This is a genomic window from Echinicola salinicaeni, from assembly GCF_014280965.1.
Lineage (GTDB): Bacteria > Bacteroidota > Bacteroidia > Cytophagales > Cyclobacteriaceae > Echinicola > Echinicola salinicaeni.
This window is the reverse complement of the sequence record NZ_JACODZ010000002.1, coordinates 485,775-504,475: the sequence shown is the minus strand read 5'-3', so window position 1 is coordinate 504,475 and position 18,701 is coordinate 485,775. Positions and strand designations below refer to the sequence as shown.

At 38.9% G+C, this 18,701-nt stretch carries 13 protein-coding genes; all 13 read right to left on the bottom strand.

The genetic code is table 11. The features are described 5' to 3' along the window. Nucleotides 1-205: 205 nt before the first annotated feature. Entirely contained in the window at nucleotides 206-931 is a 726-nt protein-coding gene (gene pgl / locus H7U17_RS05300; protein ID WP_186755607.1) for a 6-phosphogluconolactonase, read from the bottom strand. A 14-nt stretch (nucleotides 932-945) separates the two neighbouring features. Beyond that, nucleotides 946-2,451 (bottom strand): glucose-6-phosphate dehydrogenase, encoded by a 1,506-nt coding sequence (zwf, locus tag H7U17_RS05295; protein WP_186755606.1) that lies wholly within the window; start codon nucleotides 2,449-2,451, stop codon nucleotides 946-948. Between the two features lie 38 nt (nucleotides 2,452-2,489). Continuing rightward, a complete protein-coding gene (gene gndA, locus H7U17_RS05290; RefSeq protein ID WP_186755605.1) occupies nucleotides 2,490-3,887 on the bottom strand; it encodes an NADP-dependent phosphogluconate dehydrogenase in 1,398 nt (465 codons plus the stop codon). A 17-nt stretch (nucleotides 3,888-3,904) separates the two neighbouring features. Next, entirely contained in the window at nucleotides 3,905-4,387 is a 483-nt protein-coding gene (locus tag H7U17_RS05285; protein ID WP_186755604.1) for an RpiB/LacA/LacB family sugar-phosphate isomerase, read from the bottom strand. Nucleotides 4,388-4,786: 399 nt separating this feature from the next. Next, nucleotides 4,787-6,982 carry a peptidase domain-containing ABC transporter gene (locus tag H7U17_RS05280; RefSeq protein WP_186755603.1) on the bottom strand — a complete coding sequence of 732 codons (2,196 nt, stop codon included), beginning with the start codon at nucleotides 6,980-6,982 and terminating at the stop codon, nucleotides 4,787-4,789. A gap of 45 nt (nucleotides 6,983-7,027) precedes the next feature. Beyond that, the gene (locus H7U17_RS05275) at nucleotides 7,028-8,191 is read right to left on the bottom strand and encodes an HlyD family secretion protein (protein WP_186755602.1); all 1,164 of its coding nucleotides are present in this window, start codon (nucleotides 8,189-8,191) and stop codon (nucleotides 7,028-7,030) included. A 69-nt stretch (nucleotides 8,192-8,260) separates the two neighbouring features. Next, entirely contained in the window at nucleotides 8,261-8,482 is a 222-nt protein-coding gene (locus tag H7U17_RS05270; RefSeq protein ID WP_186755601.1) for a bacteriocin, read from the bottom strand. Between the two features lie 674 nt (nucleotides 8,483-9,156). Beyond that, on the bottom strand, nucleotides 9,157-10,275 hold the full coding sequence (locus H7U17_RS05265; protein WP_186755600.1) for an AEC family transporter: 1,119 nt from the start codon (nucleotides 10,273-10,275) through the stop codon (nucleotides 9,157-9,159). Between the two features lie 16 nt (nucleotides 10,276-10,291). After that, nucleotides 10,292-11,473, bottom strand: a complete 1,182-nt coding sequence (locus tag H7U17_RS05260; RefSeq protein ID WP_186755599.1) for a pyridoxal phosphate-dependent aminotransferase — start codon at nucleotides 11,471-11,473, stop codon at nucleotides 10,292-10,294. Nucleotides 11,474-11,903: 430 nt separating this feature from the next. Continuing rightward, nucleotides 11,904-12,347 carry a hypothetical protein gene (locus H7U17_RS05255; RefSeq protein ID WP_186755598.1) on the bottom strand — a complete coding sequence of 148 codons (444 nt, stop codon included), beginning with the start codon at nucleotides 12,345-12,347 and terminating at the stop codon, nucleotides 11,904-11,906. Nucleotides 12,348-12,391: 44 nt separating this feature from the next. Then, a complete protein-coding gene (locus tag H7U17_RS05250; RefSeq protein ID WP_186755597.1) occupies nucleotides 12,392-13,858 on the bottom strand; it encodes a SusD/RagB family nutrient-binding outer membrane lipoprotein in 1,467 nt (488 codons plus the stop codon). 31 nt (nucleotides 13,859-13,889) lie between these two features. Continuing rightward, on the bottom strand, nucleotides 13,890-17,345 hold the full coding sequence (locus H7U17_RS05245; RefSeq protein WP_186755596.1) for a SusC/RagA family TonB-linked outer membrane protein: 3,456 nt from the start codon (nucleotides 17,343-17,345) through the stop codon (nucleotides 13,890-13,892). 256 nt (nucleotides 17,346-17,601) lie between these two features. Continuing rightward, complete coding sequence (locus H7U17_RS05240; RefSeq protein WP_186755595.1) at nucleotides 17,602-18,567, bottom strand: FecR family protein; 966 nt, start codon at nucleotides 18,565-18,567, stop codon at nucleotides 17,602-17,604. Between the last annotated feature and the right edge of the window lie 134 nt (nucleotides 18,568-18,701).

The following is an 18,701-nucleotide window of genomic DNA, read 5'->3' as shown; positions in this document are numbered from 1 at the left end:
TAAAAACACAATAATAAAACCTATTGACACTTTAGGGTAAAACATCCATTGGTGAACCCTATTTATTTTTTACCAATTCTAAAACTAATGATTCTTTAGAAATAATTACAAAAAACTTATACCAATTGATGTCAAAATGTACAAATGGTTAAAAAACAAAAAAGGAGGCAAAAGCCTCCTTTAGTAATAACTATATAATTGAAAATTAATTCCCTTTCAATTTGGATGCAGCTGCCTCATCAGCCAACCATAGCAATTCGCCCTCCAGAGGCTCGATCAATTGTGAAGGATAAAGTTGATAATTTGGCTCTCCCTCTAATACTTCATACAATGCATTTGATTTATTCTCACCAAATACAAAGAAAACAATCTTCTTGGCTTTATTGATCAATGGCGCCGTCAATGTAATTCTATGGATATCTTTCGCTTTCAGAAAATAACCTTCCACCCACTTCTCCTTTTCTTCCAATACTTCAGTGCCAGGGAATAGAGAGGCCGTGTGGCCATCATCTCCCATACCCAACAATATCAAATCAAACACGCCAGCTTCACCAAGTTCTTTTCGCAAATACCCTTCATATTCTGCTGCCCTTGCTTCTGGAGTGATACCTGCCGCCCACATTGGATAAATATTTTCTTTTGGAACGGGCACATGATTTAGCAAAGTATCATAAGCCATACCTGCATTGCTTTGTTCATCCTCCAATGGCACCCATCTTTCGTCCCCCCAGAAAACAAATACCTTATCCCAGTCCACCTGGCTTTTGTATTTTTCCTCAGCTAGCAACTTGTAAAGCTGAACTGGCGAACTCCCGCCAGTAAGAGCAACAGTAAACTTGCCTTTTTCTTCAATAGCCGCCTTGGCAGAATTAACAAATAATTTTGCAGCTACTTCTCCTAGTGCTGCTGGATCTTTATGAATATTGATCATCTTAAGCATCGTTTTTAATCTTTCTGAAGACTGGTCGCCCATACATGGCCGTCCTTTGCTATCAGTGCTTCCGCATTTTCAGGTCCCCAAGCTCCCGCTGCATAATTAGGGAAGTCAAGTGAAGGTCGCTTTTCCCATACCTCCAAAATAGAGCTGATCACATCCCATGCCTCTTCAACCTGATCAGAACGCATAAACAAAGTAGGATCACCCCTCATGGCATCCAATAACAAGGTCTCATAAGCCTCAGGAGTTTGGGTACTGCAGGCATCATAATCATAGATCATATCTGCCTGATTAAGGTTCATCTCCAAACCGTGTTGTTTGACTGTAAACCTTAACCTGATATCCATCTGGGGCTGCAAATTAATGGTAAGCCTGTTAGGCATAACGCTGTCCCCTTGCTCTTTCGAGAAAGTGGAATGCGGCACTGGTCTAAACTGTATGGTCACTGAAGAAGTCTTCACAGGCATTCTCTTACCCGTTCTTAGATAGAAAGGAACTCCCTGCCATCTCCAATTATCCAAATAAAACTTGATCGCGGCATAAGTCTCTGTTCCGGACTTTGGATCTACTCCAGTTTCTTCCTTATATCCAGGTACTTTTTTCCCTTCTACCCATCCAGGCCCATATTGACCTCTTACTGCAAATTTATGTACATCTTCAGGGTTGATCCTTCGAACAGCACGTAAGACATCAGCCTTTCTATTACGAATCTCTTCAGCTTCAAAGGAAATAGGAGCTTCCATGGCCACCATACACAAAATCTGTAATAGGTGGTTCTGAATCATATCCCTAAGGGCACCGGAGCCTTCATAGTATCCTCCACGGTCCTCTACCCCTACTTGCTCAGCCACGGTTATTTGAACAGAATCAATATAATTTCTATTCCAAAGTGGCTCAAACAAGGCATTGGCAAACCTGAAGGCAAGAATATTCTGAACGGTTTCCTTACCCAAATAATGATCTATTCTATAAATCTGCTCCTCCTTAAAAGTCCTGCGGAGCATTTCGTTCAGCTCAATGGCTGTTTCCTTATTGGTACCAAATGGTTTCTCTATAATGATCCTGTCCTTAAGATCATCAGAGGCCAAACCAGAAACACTAAGGTTAGTCGTGACACTTTCTATAAACCTAGGAGCCACAGAAAGATAAAAAAGCCTATTTGCCCTGACGCCCCATTCCTCATCGATTTGATCCATCTTCTTGGCCAAATCCTCATAGGAACTCTGGTCATTGATATTAGACTGGAAATAACTGATGGTAGGATTGAATTTCTCCCAATTTTCTTTTTCTGGCTTTCCATTTCTGGAAAACTCAGTCAAACCATCAAAAAGCCTTTGCTTATAGGCTTCATCATCCAGCTCGGTTCTTCCCAAACCGATAATGGCAAATTTGCTCGGCATCCACCCATCAAGGAACAGGTTGTAAAAGGCTGGCACCAGCTTACGCTTGGCCAGATCTCCTGTACCTCCGAAAATCACAATAATGGTAGGATCAGCCTTTTTCGTTGTTTTCATTTTTTAATTCTTTAGATAAATCCCTCAGCTCGATCTCCCTATTCCCACTGTGCGTGGAAAATCCCTTCTTTGTCTATGCGCTCAAACTGATGAGCACCAAAGAAATCTCTCTGAGCTTGGATTACATTTGTCGGTAATATCTCACTTCGGTAAGAATCAAAATATCCCAGTGAAGCCATAAATGCTGGAGCCGGAACTCCCTGGTCTACAGCTATCTTCACCAGTTCTCTTATATCTTTTTGCTTATCAACTAAATCCTGGCCGATTTTTTCATCCAACAACAAATTAGGCAAATCAGCATTCCTACTGTAAGCCTGTCTGAAGTCTTCCAAACATACAGCTCTGATGATACACCCTCCACGCCAGATCTTGGCCACTTCTTCCAAATTCAGGCCATAGTCATACTCCTTGGAAGCTATGCTCAACTGTGCCATCCCCTGTGCATAGGTTGTAATCATGGCAAAGTAAAAAGCATTTTTCAACATATCCAAAGAAGCATCCTTTTCAACTACAGGATTCCACAATAAAGTTTTGCTGGCACTCTCCCTTTCCTCCTTGAATTTGGAAATATCCCTCATCAATACAGCCACATCTATCACAGGAACAGGAGCCTGTAAATCCATTGCATTTTGGGAAGTCCATTTGCCCGTACCTTTTGAACGCGCACGGTCAGAAATCAGGCTTACCAAGTGCTTTCCTGTAGTTTCATCCACTTTCTTCAGCAATTTGGCCGTAATCTCCACCAAGAAAGATTGCAGTTCAGATTGGTTCCAAGCTTCAAAGGTTTCCTGAATTTTGACATCATCCAAGCCCAATCCCCTTTTCATGATATCATAGGTCTCAGCTATCAACTGCATAATACCATACTCAATACCATTATGCACCATCTTTACATAATTTCCAGCAGAACCACGGCCCAGATAAGTCACACATGGTTCCCCATCTACTTTTGCGGCAATGGCTTCAAACACAGGCCTTAATCTTTCATAAGCCTCAGCATCCCCGCCTGGCATCATACTAGGACCAAATCTCGCTCCTTTTTCTCCACCTGAAATCCCCATTCCAAAGAAATGAATGCCCTTATCGGCCAATTCATTGAATCTTCTATCCGTGTCAGGGAAATAAGAATTTCCTCCATCCACAATTATATCACCTTGTCCCATGAATGGCAACAATGAAGCAATGGCAGCATCCACAGGTCTTCCTGCAGGCACCAATAGCATAATGGCTTTCGGGTTCTTCAATGATTTGATAAAATCTTCAGCAGCGGTAAATCCCTTCACCTTATGTCCCTTGGCAGCTTCTTTTTCGAGCGAAAGTGCTTTTTCTTCATCCAGATCAAGTCCAGCTACAGCAAAACCATGATCTGCCATGTTGAGCAGTAAGTTTCTGCCCATCACACCTAAGCCTACTATACCAAAGTCGTATTGTCCCATTTCTTTAATCTTTACTATTATTTTTTTGGTTCTTCTTTTTTTGTCTTTTGGCTGTAAGCCTTTTCCAATTCATTCACTTTGTTGAGACGTCTTTGGAATCTTTCCTTTTCCACATACTCTGACTGAATAAACACAGCCACCAATTCCTTGATTAGTGCCGGACCGATTACCCTGCCTCCCAAACACATCAGATTCATATTATCATGCTCTACACCTTGATGAGCAGAATAAGGCTCAGTAATCAAGGCAGCCCTTACTCCCGGTACTTTATTTGCAGCCACCGATACACCTACCCCACTTCCACAAATGGCAATTCCTTTTTGCACCTCACCATTTGCAATAGCCAGCGCCAAAGGTTTCACCACATCTGGATAATCATCAGTCTCATCAAATTCATGGGCGCCAAAATCAATCACTTCAAGCCCATTATCTTTTAGAAATCGAAAGATTTGTTGTTTCTGGTCAAATCCACCATGATCGGCAGCTATTCCTAATTTCATCTCAATTGTGTTTTTGGATGCATCGCTTTATACGAATCTGACACCCGATTTTTCCTTAATTCTAAAGAAGCCCCAAAAATAGGCTTTTTTAATATAATCTTATCCTTTTTTGGTTGTAATCCTCCTTTCTATTGTGCTATCTAATACTGAATAAAAAGAGGAACATAAAAGATGATGACAAAACTAAAAAATACAGCCGTAAACTCCGAAAATTCGCAATAAATTAGCCAAACATTTATGAAATAATTAAAAAACAGCCTTAAACTGATCTAAAATAAAAAATCAAAAACATAGAATTGTGTTAAAATCAGTAAGAAAAGAGCATCCTTCGTTCCATAAAAAGATTTATATCATTCGTGGTAATTGTACAGCATGATCACTGAGCCTTGGCTACATTAATTATACCAAATGTACAGGAATCTGTTTATTCCACATTTCACTGTATACCCCGTTCTTCTTTATCAAAGATTCATGATCACCTTCTTCTACCAGCAGTCCTTTTTCCAATACCATAATTTTGTCAGCATCCATTACCGTGCTCAATCTATGGGCAATCATTATGACTGTTTTTCCCTCTTCCCTAAAAGCCTTTATCGTTTCATTAACAAAGGACTCAGATCTAGAATCCAAAGAGGAGGTAGCTTCATCAAAGACCAAAATCTCTGGATTTTTGTACAAAGCCCTTGCTATAGCTAGCCTTTGTCTTTGACCACCTGAAAGAGAAACGCCATTTTCTCCAATATCTGTATTGAACCCTTTGGGAAGGTTTTCGATAAAATCCAAAATTCCTAATCTTTTGCAAACCCTAATCACCTTTTCCATATCCGGATGAAATTCTCCTAAGGCAACATTGTCCAAAACAGAACCGGCAAAAAGGTGTATTTCCTGTGGCACCACTCCTATGAGGTCCCTTAAACAATCTTGACCGACATATTTCAAATCATACTCCCCTATCATTACCCTACCTTTGTGGATAGGATATATTTTTTGCAATAATGAAAGTAAAGTGGATTTACCAGATCCTGACTCACCCACAATAGCTGTAATTTTACCTTTGGGGATCTCCATACTAAGGCCATCAAAAACATCTTTTCTGCTCCCATACCTAAAGCCCACATCAATAAACCTAATATGTCCAAGTTGTTTCGAGGTCAATATTATGTTTTGGTCGGTATCCTCTGTTTCTACATCCATGATTTCAAACAAACGATCTGCAGCGATCAAGGCATCTTGAATCATTTTATTCATACCGATAAAACTGGACACTGGCTTTGTAAAATACCCCATAATCGCATAGAAGGAAAGTAATTCCCCAGCAGTCAACTCATTCCTTAAAACATAAGTACTACCCACCCATAAAAGTAAAATGGTGAAAAAAGAATTTCCAAATGTACTAGAATTATTAATCCATATACCATTTAGACTCGATTGATAAACGGATTTCAATAATGACACAAATTTAGACTCCGTCCTGAAATTTGTGAAATCTTCCAGACCGAACCGCTTAATGGTACTTATGGCATTAACCGATTCTACCAATTGGGCCTCAAGTTCAGCAGTATCCTCCATCAATCTTCTTTGAGTTACCCGATTGATTTGATTAGAAAAATAGTATATACCACCATAAACCGGTATTATCAACAATACAAACAAGGCTAGTTTCCAGTAAAAGGCAAACATTAAGGAAATTGAAAATACCAGCACAAAAACATTGATCACAAAACCAATAATTACATCATTGATAAATGTCCTGATCTTTACGGCATCATTTATCCTGGAAATAATCTCTCCAGTACGCATATTATCAAAAAACTGCTGAGGTAATTTCAATAAGTGTTTGTAGTAGCCTAAGATAAGCCTAGCATCTATTTTTTGACCTGTTTGAACGGTGAGCACAGATTTAGTGATGCTTACAATAATCCTAAAAATCAAAATCACCAACATACAAATCCCCATCAGGTTAAGTAAATTTTGATTGCCTTCTGGGATTACATTATCAATGATTTTTTGAAGATAAAAGGAGGAGGCTAATCCCAAAAGAGTAGCTACTACGGACCCCATTAATACTTGAACCAATATCCTTTTGTGAGGTTTCAATAAAAACCAAAACCTAGAAAGCACACTAGCCTTATGGTTTCCTGCCTCAAAAGTCTCCCCAGGCTGAATCAACAACATCACTCCAGTCCATAGCGACTCAAATTCCTTTCGAGGAATCCTCTTCAACTTTCCCTCTGCAGGATCCATGAGCAAAATATCCTCCTCTTTGACCTCAAAAACCACCACATAATGATGTAGCATTTTCTTTACCACGATATGTGCGATCACAGGTGTTGGAACTTTATTCAATTGATTTAAGTCTACTTTGACTCCTTTTGCATCAAATCCCAACTTCTGAGCAGCTTCAATCAATCCTAAAACATTAGTACCTTTTTTATCTGTTGAAGCCATTTGACGAATTTTGGCAATCGGCATATTCAAATCATAATAGGCAGCAATCGAAGCCATGCATGCTGCACCGCAGTCTGTATAATCATGTTGCTTTATCTCGGATCTTCCGTACCTTCTCTTAACGCCAAAAAACTTGCTAAAATCCATTATTTCTATGGTTCAGGAGTTATTAAATAATCTAAAAAGAATTGTTTATTGATTAGGATTCACCCAATCGTCCGCTTTATCAAACAATAATTGAATTAAGGTCCTTTCAGTCAAAACAAACCTAGCTTGCAAAGTCATTCCCTTCTTTAAATATCCCTTATAACCATTTTTCAAGGACAAATAATTTTTATCCAAACGACAACGCACTTTAAAATAAGGCATGCTTCCTTTATCCATAAAGGCATCATTGGAAATAGATATCACTTCTCCTTCCAATAGCCCCCATTCATTATAATTATAAGAATCAACCTGAAAAGAAACAGCTCCACCTTTTTTTAAAAGCCCTATATCTTGGGATGACACCATTATTTCTGCAATCATCCCTCCCTCAGGTGAAATTTCTGCCAATCGGTCACTCGGGCTGATGGACACCCCAGGGGCTATTCCTTTTATATTTTGGATATAACCAGTAACAGGCGCCTTAACCATATAAAAGTCTTTTTTATCTGCCAACTGTGAATGCTCAGATTCTAAACTTCTAATCTCCTTATTGACACGATTTAAAGCAGCTTGCCATGTAGCTGCTTGCTGATCTGTACTGATAAAAATATTCGCTCTGGCTTTGTCATGACTTAATTCCGCATTATCCATTTCCATTTCTGCAATGGCCCCTACTTCAAACAATGTTTGGGTTCTTTCAAAATCTTTCTTGATGATGGAATATTGGGATTTTATCTCCGTCAGTTTTTGATAAAACAAATTGGCTTCTTCCTGATACTCGGCAGAACTGAGCATAGGCACTTTCCCCCATCTATTTTGTTTACAAAGCCGAATAAGATACTGAAGGTCTCTTTGCTTATTCTCAAGAGTCTCCAATTGGATTTTGGATAGCTTGTATTGTTCATTAATGATACTTGAATGTATAGTCCAGAGGGTTTCTCCTTTTTCCACCCTATCATTTTCCTCTACAAAAACCTCGTCCACCCTACCACTTACCAAAGCTCGTACATCTGTTCTCGCTTTTTTTGACCTTAATATGCCTGTACCTTTTACAGAGACATCTATTTTAATGATAAAAAGTGCAAATACGCTCAATAAGACAATGCCAATAATAATTTTATAGATGATCAAAGTATTATTTTGATAATGCCTAAAATGATAATCAGCGGTATATTCAATAATCTCTGAAGGGAATATTTTATCTTTCATAAGCATGCATTAATCATAAAAAAGACAGCAATAAATTGCTGCCTTCTTTATGACAATTCCAATGATTAATTAGTCATTGAAAAGATTTTGGAAAGAACCAATATCTGAAAGTTCAATTCCAAAACTAGATTGAGACATTTCACCGTCTTCATCCATAGAAGCATTTGAGAAATGTAAACTTAGTCCACCGATTAAAGAACCTTGAGATCCGCCTTCTTCGCTAAAAAGTCCACCTAAAAATCCACCGTTGATGTTTTTTAATTCATTCTGATTCAATTCTTTGAATTCCATGTCAAAATTATTTTGGTTAAAATTTCCTACTCTGTTAATATTAGGTTTTTCGGATTCCACCTGCTGAATCGATTCGGGGGTATATACGAAGTGGTCATTAATTTGGGATTTAGCAAAACTAAAAAAATTCAATTCCAACCAACTCTTTAGCAAATACTTAACTCAACAAAACAAATTAAATCACCGATATCGAAGCGTTAGAAAAAGTAAGTTTTATCAGAACATGTTAACTAAAAATATTTCAAAATATTCTATGGAGTAAAAAAATCTTCCTAACTAATTTTAAAACGCTAATCGAATAAATAAAAATCTGAATATCAGCTATGATGCCAGTAATCAGAAACCTCTGGTGAAGTGTTCGGAATCCTGTCTAACTGCCAAATAAAACAGAAGTTGAAGGCCGAAGGGGGTATTATTTTAGATTAAACAATCCTTTAGATCCTCTTATAATCTCAATTAGCACAATAGCAGATATGTATAAAAAAATCAGTTTATTAAAACTCCTGATTCAATATGGGCACCTAAACAACAACTTCATCCTTCCTTTTCTGAAGATACTAGAATACATTGATATAATTAGTTAAAAAAGTAAAAGCCCCGCACACGCGAGGCTTTTGCCAACCCACAAAATAACAACATTCAACTATATAACTAATTCTGAAATAAGCACAAATTTATTCGCTTTCTTCTTCGGAGAGTTCATAACTGACATGGGTCTTTTTGACCAGCTGCACCACAACAGGGATAGCCGCCAAAACCATTAATGTTGCTCCTCCTAATAATATATGATAGGGATTTGCAAAATAACTACCGGAAGAAAACACCCCTAATATCACCAAAGTACTGAAAGGTAAGGATACCGCTAGTATATTAAGACCTAGTCCCATATCAAATGTCTCCTCATGAGCTGCCTTTTTGTCCAGTTTTTCCATACCTGAAACAGCTGACATATGTGCATATGGCCAAAAGCTGCAGGCACTCTGCGGAAACACTACAGCTAATAAAACGGCTGCTTCATTGGGCATGGGCACAAGCATTACGAGTAAACCACTGATGATAAAGGTGATCCCAGACCTAAATGAAAGTAATGCCACAATCATCTTCAATTGATCCCACTTGAGGACTGCCGCAACGCCAATGAAAATTAAGATAAGCGGAGTCATCAGGTTTTTCATTTGGATGATGGCCTCACTTAGGAACAAAGGCAAGCTTTCCAGGGTAAAACCAAAACTCAATAATATTATCGCCACAATCATTACCATATTAATGGGCTCATTTAGCATGGAAAGCAAGAGTCCTTTGATCTTTTGATTTCCACTGTGATTAACGGATTTATTAGCTTTATAATACCAACTCATCGCCAACAAATAGGTCAAAATCAATACAAAGACCTTGTTTCCAATATCTGCTAAAGCTCCCATCGCCAAAGCCTCATCTCCCAAGTATTCCACTAAAAATGGAAAACAGGAAAGTCCTGGAGCCAGGGAAGGCAATAACATCATCAAGGTCCTCATCGTCGGGCTATCATTATCTATACCGTATAATGGAAGGACATATTTACTTACACCCAACATTACCAGATTAAACACCAATGCCAGCACCGGCAAGAACAAAAGATCTGGCTGAATATCAATCTTTAGCAAGGCCACAAATATTATTGCAGGCAATGCAATATTGAGGATGATGATCTTCAGTCCTTTTTTATGCTCTTCTTTACTTAGTTTACTCTTTAGAAAAAAACCTATACCTATGAGTAATAATAGAGAAAGGGTTTTTTGTATAGCTATGCTCATGATAGACTAATTTTTATTAGGCGGTAACTTTCTTAAATGCTTCTAGGAAAATTTTCATCTCAGGCATGGTACCCATGCTTACTCTACACCAAGGCTTATCCAAGAAATTATAAGCTCGAACGCCTACCCCTTCAGCAAACATGGCTTTAAGGAATTCCTTACCATCCATTTCAATTGGAAATATCATAAAACTGGTATTTGAAGGAATCACATCATAGCCCATCCCTGTAAGTGCGCTGTAGGTAAAGTCCCTACATTCTTTGTTCATACTCTTACAATCAGCAATGAACTGCTCTTCTTTCATACTGGTAATAGCTCCTCTAAGTGAAGTTACAGACAAGCCCATTGTACTTCTCACCTTACTGGTAATACTTTCAATCCTTTCTGGTTGTGCTATGATATAACCGATTCTCAAACCAGCCATTCCGTGGATTTTACTAAAAGTCCTGGCAATGATAACATCATATCCTTCAGCTACTAATCCTGCCATTGTATTATTCTCTGCATCATCCATAAACTCCAAATAGGCCTCATCCACAAAAATTGGCGTCTTCTTGGAAACAGTTTTACAGAAACTCTTTAGTTTGGCACCATTGGTAATCGACCCCGTAGGATTATTAGGATTACAAACATAAACCATCTTGGTTTCGCTATCTATGGCACTGGCCATAGCATCAAGGTCATGTGAGAAATCCGCTTTTAGCGGAATAGGTTTCCATTCGGCCCCTATGCCCCTTGACGTATTGATCAATGACATATAGGAAGGGTCAGCCGACACAATATTCCCTCCGTCAAGGAAGCTTACAATAGCTGTTTTCTCCAATAAATCTGTAGAACCTGGTCCTAACATTACATTTTCTTTGGATACGCCTTCTTTTTCAGCTATCATATCAATCAAGGTAGCAGCATCGCTATGTGCGTACCTATTGCCTAAGGAAACGGCCTCTGAGATAGAGGAAATCACCTTTTTAGCAGGGCCATATGGATTTTCATTGGCCAAAAGTCTGGCCTTTAGCGCTGGAGCTTTCTCCTTATACATTGGATCATGCTCCCAAAGCAGGCTTTGAGGATTGATCGGTGCAACATGTGGTGAAACCCTGGTAACTGCTGCACCTGCTAAAGATGGAGCCAATCCTATACCTCCAGCTGCTAATAAACTGGACTTGAGCCAAGCTCTTCTGTTGATCTTTGTTGTCATGGTTGAAATGGTTAAAACTTGAAAATTGATATATAAATGATCTAAATGCTTACTAATAATGGGCTTATCGTATTGCTCTTCCGGGCGGAATATTCCGGATCTAAATAATCATCATTTATTTTGGGCTTCTATATATAAGTCAACCAAGGCGCAGTCAACCTCCATTAAAAAAGCATCATTTCACCCTGTTTTTATTAAAAAAACATAAAACCTACAAATACACATTATTTTATTAACCAAAAAACACACTTTTTACAAATTAAAAACATATCTCAAACACAAATAGACCCAAAAAATTGAAAAATAGTTTCTTCTAGATATCAATAGTAAGAACAATATCCTGAGAAATAAAAAAACCTGAACAGCTGTACCGTCCAGGTTTTTGACCTATAGAATTACCCATTATAAATTCCTATGGCGGATAAAATCATTAATCCACTCTCACAGTATGATATTTTCTAAATGCCACATTTTTATAAGACCCTGTAAATTCCAACTTAACCTGATCACCTGCACTGGCATCTGTCAGACCAAGATCATCCCAACTCAATTCCAGCATGACCATACCATCCTGATCAGTCACCAATGAGGATACTTCCTCCGTTTGATTGACATAAACAGTGATGGGTAAATCCATCACAGGAATAGAGTCAATTCCTACCGTATGATCCAAAATCCCAGATTTATCCAATTCCATAAACTTGGCAGTCACACCAATTTCAGCATCTGCAGGAAAGGAGCCACCTTCTACCATAACCAAAACTGGTGAAGCAACATTTGGAGTAGCCAGATCCTCAGCATCGGTACAGGAGAAATTCAAGAAGCTCACAACTATCAATAAGGCTCCGAATATTTTATATGATATATTTTTCATGATTTTTACTTTAGTTGAATACTGCAAACAATGAATAAACTGACTTAATCTTCCACCCACCAAAGCGGTACGCGCATATTATCCTCTCCTCCAAGCATCCTGACACCTTCATCCAAAGCGGACTTATTAAGCGAATATTCCGAAGTAGGATACTCAATTCTTGTTGGCAAGACTCCCTCATTATAGAAAACTGCACTTGGATGCGCTGGAGGCAAAACCGGGTAACCAGTTCTTCTATACTCTGTCCAAGCCTCTATGCCTTGACCAAAAAGCGCCAACCATTTCTGAGTCATGATGGTCTCTTTATCTACTGAACCTATTCTTGTCATATAATCATCAGGCATTTCCAAACCATGCTGATCAAAAGAAGCCGCTATTGCCTCTTCTAATAATGCTTCTGGATCACCTGAAATATCACCGTCAAATGCTGCCTCAGCCTTGATAAATAATAATTCAGCATAACTCATTAGGATACTAGGTGCTGTTGGGTCCAAAAACTTGGTACCGATCGTTGAAGCAGAGAAAGTACCTGCCGCTGCATCTGTCAAACCATTAGGAAGCCCCGCATAGGATCCATCTGCAAGAGGCTGTGCATAAACAGTGATTCGCTCATCATCCAACTCCAATAATTTATCGATCAAAGTGCTACTGATATTCCAGTCAGAACGGGTCGAGAAAACATCGAACATTTTATTCCTACTTCCAATGACATTGACATGATGCAATTGGGCAAAATCATCATTACTGGAAAAAACTGGATAAGTAGATGGATCACCCAAAATCTCAGACATTACAGCTTTGGACTCAGCAGGCTTTTTTGCTGCCTGGTGGTTGGCTAATTTTAGTCTAAGTGAATTGGCAAACATTTTCCACTTCATGATATCTCCATCAAAAAGGATATCGCCACTTATTGAAGGCCCATTCACCTCTAAATTCTCATTTGCAGTATTTAGATCAGCCATCAAGCCTGCATATATTTCCTCCATGGAATCATACTTTGGGCTATTGATAGACTCCTCTGCTGTCCCCTTCAATGCCTCTGAATAGGGAATCGGTCCAAACACATCCGTCATATAGGAAAAAGTGAAAGATTTCATCACCAAGGCCACACCATAATAATTGCTATTGGTAAAATCACCCTCAGGGCCTGAAAGCCTTAACACACTTTCAAAGTTTACCAGAGCATCATTATAAAGGGCATTCCAAGTTCCAGAGGAAACTGTTAATGGAATTTCATAACTATCTCCTTCCACGTTGATATATATATTTCTGGACAAATGCTGCATCCAGCACATCGCGGCATCAATATTCAACCTTTCAAACCTGGAACTGTGGCCCCAGTATCTATCTACTGAAACTTGGATGGCATTGGGCAGCAACAAAGCCGGTGAAATAGTCACTGGATTGTTGGGATCTGTGTTCATTTCTTCAAAATCTCCAGTACAAGCACCCATGGAGAGGCCTGCAGCTGAAATCATAAGAACGCTATATAGTTTTTTAATACTTTTCATAAATCGTTGTTTTTAGGCTCCTCAATTAAGATCAAAATGTAACGCTTAGGTTAAAACCTATGCTTCTCGTGGCAGGCTGTTGTCCGTAAGAAAAACCTTGACCATTTCCACCTTTCATATCAACTTGAGGATCCATGTGTGGATGATTTTTGTAAAGTAATGCCAAGTTTCTACCAACTGCAGACAATTTCATGGATTGTATAAAATTGTTTCCAAGAAAGTTTTTAGGGAAACTATAGCCTAGGCTCAATTGACGAAGCTTCACATAGCTTCCATCAAAAATACCAGCTTCATGATAGTTTCTAGGGTTCTGGGCATTCCAGAAAGTGGAAGCATTCACAATCACATCATTCTGTACATAGACAGGAGATTCTTCAGTACCCACATTCATCACACCGGCACCGATTACCCCTTCTTCACGTCCAATAGCAGTCTCGGCATATTGGCCAGTTTTACGTGCAAGGCCAGTGCCCACATCAAATAAGTCTCCTCCCATTCTGATATCTATCAAAGAACTTAAAGACCAGTTTTTATAGGTGAAATTATTGGAGAATCCTCCCATCCAATCGGGCTGGATATTCCCTAAAGCGTAGGTACCTTCCTCCAATTGAGGCAAACCGTCCCTATATACAATTTCTCCTTCTGGAGAACGTAAGTACCTTCTACCATATAGGGTTCCGTATGGTTCTCCTACCCTTGCTTCTGAAGTCAAACTGTTTTGGCTTGCCAACGTATAGTTCTCCAAACCTTCCGCCAATTCAACTACCAGGTTTCTGTTTCTTGAGAAATTAAAGGACATATCCCAAACAAACCCTAAGTCGGATTTAATCGGAGTACCATAGACCATTAATTCTACTCCTTTGTTAGTTATTTCACCGGCATTAAGGATTTGGCTAGCATAACCTGAAGATCTGGAAATGGATACAGCGAGAATTTGGTTAGTAGTCGACTGGGCATAATAGGTAAAATCCAGACCAATTCTTCCTTCTAGGAATCTCAAGTCCAAACCTATTTCTTGACCTGTTGTGATCTCAGGCTTTAAATTGATATTAGCAATCTCATCTGACTCTGCATATGTAGGTGTAGTACCAGCCCAAAGTCCTTGAGAATTATAAACCTGGTTAAGCATATAAGGATTGGCATCACTACCTACTTGCGCCCAACTCGCCCTAAGTTTTGCAAAAGACAAAACATTACTTTGGAAATTGAACATATCGGTCAATACTGCACTCAAGGCCAATGATGGATAGAAAAACGAATTGTTTTTAATTGGCAAAGTACTGGACCAATCATTACGACCCGTCACATCCAAGAACAAGTAGTTGTTCAACCCAAATTGAGCAGAAGCAAACAAGCTATTCACCTCTTGCTTTCTGATAGTACTTTCTGGAGTAACAGGGCTAGCATAGTTACCCAAATTATATAGGCCATCAATCGTCAACTCATTAACATCTACATTATTTCTTTTGTAGTAATTGGTTCTGTTGATTCCTCCGGCCTGGGCCTTTAAGGAGAAAGTATTTGAAAAATCTTTATCGAAAGTAAAGATAAAGTCGCTGTTGGTCTCTTGGCTTCTCAAGACTGTCTCCTCATAAGATCCTTTTGTAGTTACAAAGTTCTTGGTTCGTTCCACTCCAGTTACATTAATTCTGGTATCTGTCCAGAAATCAGTTCCTGTTCTTACCATTAAACTCAACTCATCAGTAAAGTCATAGTTGACAGCTATATTCCCCAACAATCTATCCTTGGTATTGGCATTGGTATAGAATTCCTGTAGGAAATAAGGGTTGGAAAAATACTCATGCTGCCAGTTAGCATAGGGATAATCATCTCCCTCTCGGAAGGTCTCTTTCTGGATATCATAATAATCTCTCCAGTTTTTTAATTTTGTAAAATCAGTATGTCGGTGTGACCAAATAAAATCCGAACTACCAGAATATCTTCTGTTATCAGATCCTGACTTTACATACTCGGCACTGATCGTAACTTTGAGCTTATCAGTAAAATTATATCCAGTATTTAGCTTAAAATTATTCCTGTAGTAATCATTGTTATACATGATACTTTTTTGATCCAGTCGGCCAATGGAAAGCCTGAAATTACCTTTTTCATTTCCTCCTGATACAGCAACATTATTACTAAAGGTTTTACCGGTTTCCCAGAAATCCTCCCAGTTATTTGGCTGAGGAGTCAAAGCTGCTGTTTCTGGAGCTGAAAACCAAAGAGGAACCATTCTACCATCCATAGGAGCTCCCCAGCTTTCATCCACACCCGCTGTCCCCCGGACACCATCTGCATCAAAGCCATTTCTACCATCCACATACCATGTTCTATAACCAGCACCACCACCATAAGTATTCTGGAAATTTGGTTTAACTAATGGATTATCGAAAGTCATATTTGAATTGATGGCAACACCAATTCCTTTTGTACCGGAGCCATCTTTGGTAGTTACCATAATAACACCATTGGCAGCCCTAGAACCATATAAAGCAGCTGCTGTAGCCCCTTTTAAAACATTTATCTCTTTAATATTATCTGGGTTAATTTCTGAAAGGCCATTACCATATCTTCTGGATGATGTTTGCTCCAAGGGAACGCCATCTACAACCACCAGAGGTTGATTACCACCTGCTACTGAGGAAGAACCACGAATAACGACGTGTGCTCCACTTCCGGGCATTGAATTACCGTTGATCTGCACCCCAGCTACCCTGCCTGAAAGACTGTTTACAACATTGGGAGTTTGGGCCTCTGTCAAATCATCGCCTTTGACACTTTGCACAGTATAACCGAGTGCCTTCTTATCTCTTTCAAGACCAAAAGCAGTCACTACTACCTCGTTCAAAGCCATCGTGCTTGAAGTAAGTACTATAGTAAACTCAGACTTTGACCCTACAGGTACTTCTTTGGTCTCGAAACCAATAAATGAAACCACCAAAAATTGTTCCTCCGCCCCATCTTCAATATCTAAGGTGAAATTCCCATCAAAATCCGTCACACTCCCCTTCATGGTACCTTTTACCAAAACACTGGCTCCAGGAATGGGCATTCCTTCCTCATCTAAAACAACTCCTTTGATTTCATCAAAAGCCACTTTCTTTGGCTTAACAACGGTGGCTGAAAGTGATTCTTTAACAGTCTCTCCCGCATCTTTTTTCATGACAACGTAAAATTCGCCCACTCCCTGACGATATATCAACTGGGAATCCTTTAGCAAATTATTCAAGTTTTCCTCAATACTAAGATTACGGTTCGGGGTAAAATCCTTGGACCATTTTTGATCGGCGAGGTCTGAAGGATAAGCAATAGACACATTATAAATGGTCTCAAGCTTGCGAAAAACATCTGGCAGAGATGGTTCCCGGGAGATCGTAAATCGATCAGGAACCTGGGCAAACTCTGCGAGTAGCTGGGACTTTGCTTCTTCTGAGAGAACAAATGCCGCCAATAACACTAACACGCGTTTAGTAAATTTGTTTAGCATAGGTATTTGGTTAAGTGGTTAAAATACTCTCGTATTTTGGGCTTAGGTATCAATTGACCATTGCGCTAAACAAGCCTTCCTATCCCCTCATATGGTTATCAGTTTTTTTTGACAATATCATTCCAGGGAAAATCAAAACACAATTTTCCGGAAAGTACCAATATCAAATCAGTACTGATTGTAAGAATTAATAATTAAGAATGAAGGGCGAACTCCCTTCTACAGATCTTTTCGTTTGACCTGATTAAGAATTATTTTATTTCTGTTCGGTTATTTCAATATCGACATCAAACAGCTGCTCCAGATTCTGTATCAAAGACTCAGGATCCCTAGTTAATGGTAGTGTCCCTGAAACTTTCCTTTCTCTCCAACTAGTAGTGTCCAAACTTATTGTAATCCCATAAGTTCCTTTCAGCCTATCAATGATTTCTGGCAAAGTGGAATAATCCATAATTAGTTTTCCATCCTTCCAGGCATAATAACTCTCCAAATTTCCGGGAGATCCAATTTTCACAGTTCTCGCTTGGGAATTAAACTTTGCCATTTCTCCAGGCTTAAGAAAATGCTCCTTCTTGATCTCCTTACTATCTTCAGGCAACATTACTTTTACGCTTCCAGATTTCAATGCTACAGCATTCACGCCCTCTCTGACATTATAATTGAATTCTGTTCCATAAACTTCAATCCCCATACCCGAATCTTCATTTATAGTAAATCTATCGTTGTCAACGGTATGAAACACTTCAAAAAAGGCCTCACCTTTTAAATCCACTTTCCTATCAAACTTACCCAACCAATTTGGCTTATAGCTCAACTGTGAATTTCCATTAAGAGTTACCTGTGTACTATCCGGCAGCTTCAAAATCAACACCTCCCCAAGATCAGTTTGATATACCACAGTCTCCTGACTTGGATAATACACTGAATAAGCAAATACCACAACAAGTACCAAAGAAGCCGCGAAAGCCATGATTTTAATAAATGATTGCCCTTTTGAGTTACGAGAACCATTTTCAGCAAGCTCACTTTCAAAGGTTTGCTCTTTTATGGCCTTTAACATCTTATTGCGCATCTCAAACTGCTCCTCATGCCTCATCCCATCAGTAACATCATCTCGAGAATCGAAATCTTGATACCATCTATCGAGCACCTCTTTCTCTTCTTTACTGATATTACCAGACAAAAACTTATCTAACAAACTATTAATCTCCTCTAGGTTCATTTTAACTGCTTTCTATACTTATGTCAACTTAATAGCCCACCACCTCCATTCCTATTCAAAAAAAATCAATAAAACTTAAGCATCTATTATAAATAAATAAAAAAATGTACTGTACTCAAATAATTTAGCAAACT

Bases quoted from the DNA above. Each gene is read 5' to 3' on its own strand.
- H7U17_RS05255 (WP_186755598.1), bottom strand. From the start codon at position 12,347: ATGAAAAATATATCATATAAAATATTCGGAGCCTTATTGATAGTTGTG.
- H7U17_RS05270 (WP_186755601.1), bottom strand. From the start codon at position 8,482: ATGGAATTCAAAGAATTGAATCAGAATGAATTAAAAAACATCAACGGT.
- H7U17_RS05240 (WP_186755595.1), bottom strand. From the start codon at position 18,567: ATGAACCTAGAGGAGATTAATAGTTTGTTAGATAAGTTTTTGTCTGGT.
- gndA (WP_186755605.1), bottom strand. From the start codon at position 3,887: ATGGGACAATACGACTTTGGTATAGTAGGCTTAGGTGTGATGGGCAGA.
- H7U17_RS05285 (WP_186755604.1), bottom strand. From the start codon at position 4,387: ATGAAATTAGGAATAGCTGCCGATCATGGTGGATTTGACCAGAAACAA.
- H7U17_RS05245 (WP_186755596.1), bottom strand. From the start codon at position 17,345: ATGCTAAACAAATTTACTAAACGCGTGTTAGTGTTATTGGCGGCATTT.
- zwf (WP_186755606.1), bottom strand. From the start codon at position 2,451: ATGAAAACAACGAAAAAGGCTGATCCTACCATTATTGTGATTTTCGGA.
- H7U17_RS05265 (WP_186755600.1), bottom strand. From the start codon at position 10,275: ATGAGCATAGCTATACAAAAAACCCTTTCTCTATTATTACTCATAGGT.
- H7U17_RS05275 (WP_186755602.1), bottom strand. From the start codon at position 8,191: ATGAAAGATAAAATATTCCCTTCAGAGATTATTGAATATACCGCTGAT.
- H7U17_RS05250 (WP_186755597.1), bottom strand. From the start codon at position 13,858: ATGAAAAGTATTAAAAAACTATATAGCGTTCTTATGATTTCAGCTGCA.
- H7U17_RS05280 (WP_186755603.1), bottom strand. From the start codon at position 6,982: ATGGATTTTAGCAAGTTTTTTGGCGTTAAGAGAAGGTACGGAAGATCC.
- H7U17_RS05260 (WP_186755599.1), bottom strand. From the start codon at position 11,473: ATGACAACAAAGATCAACAGAAGAGCTTGGCTCAAGTCCAGTTTATTA.
- pgl (WP_186755607.1), bottom strand. From the start codon at position 931: ATGATCAATATTCATAAAGATCCAGCAGCACTAGGAGAAGTAGCTGCA.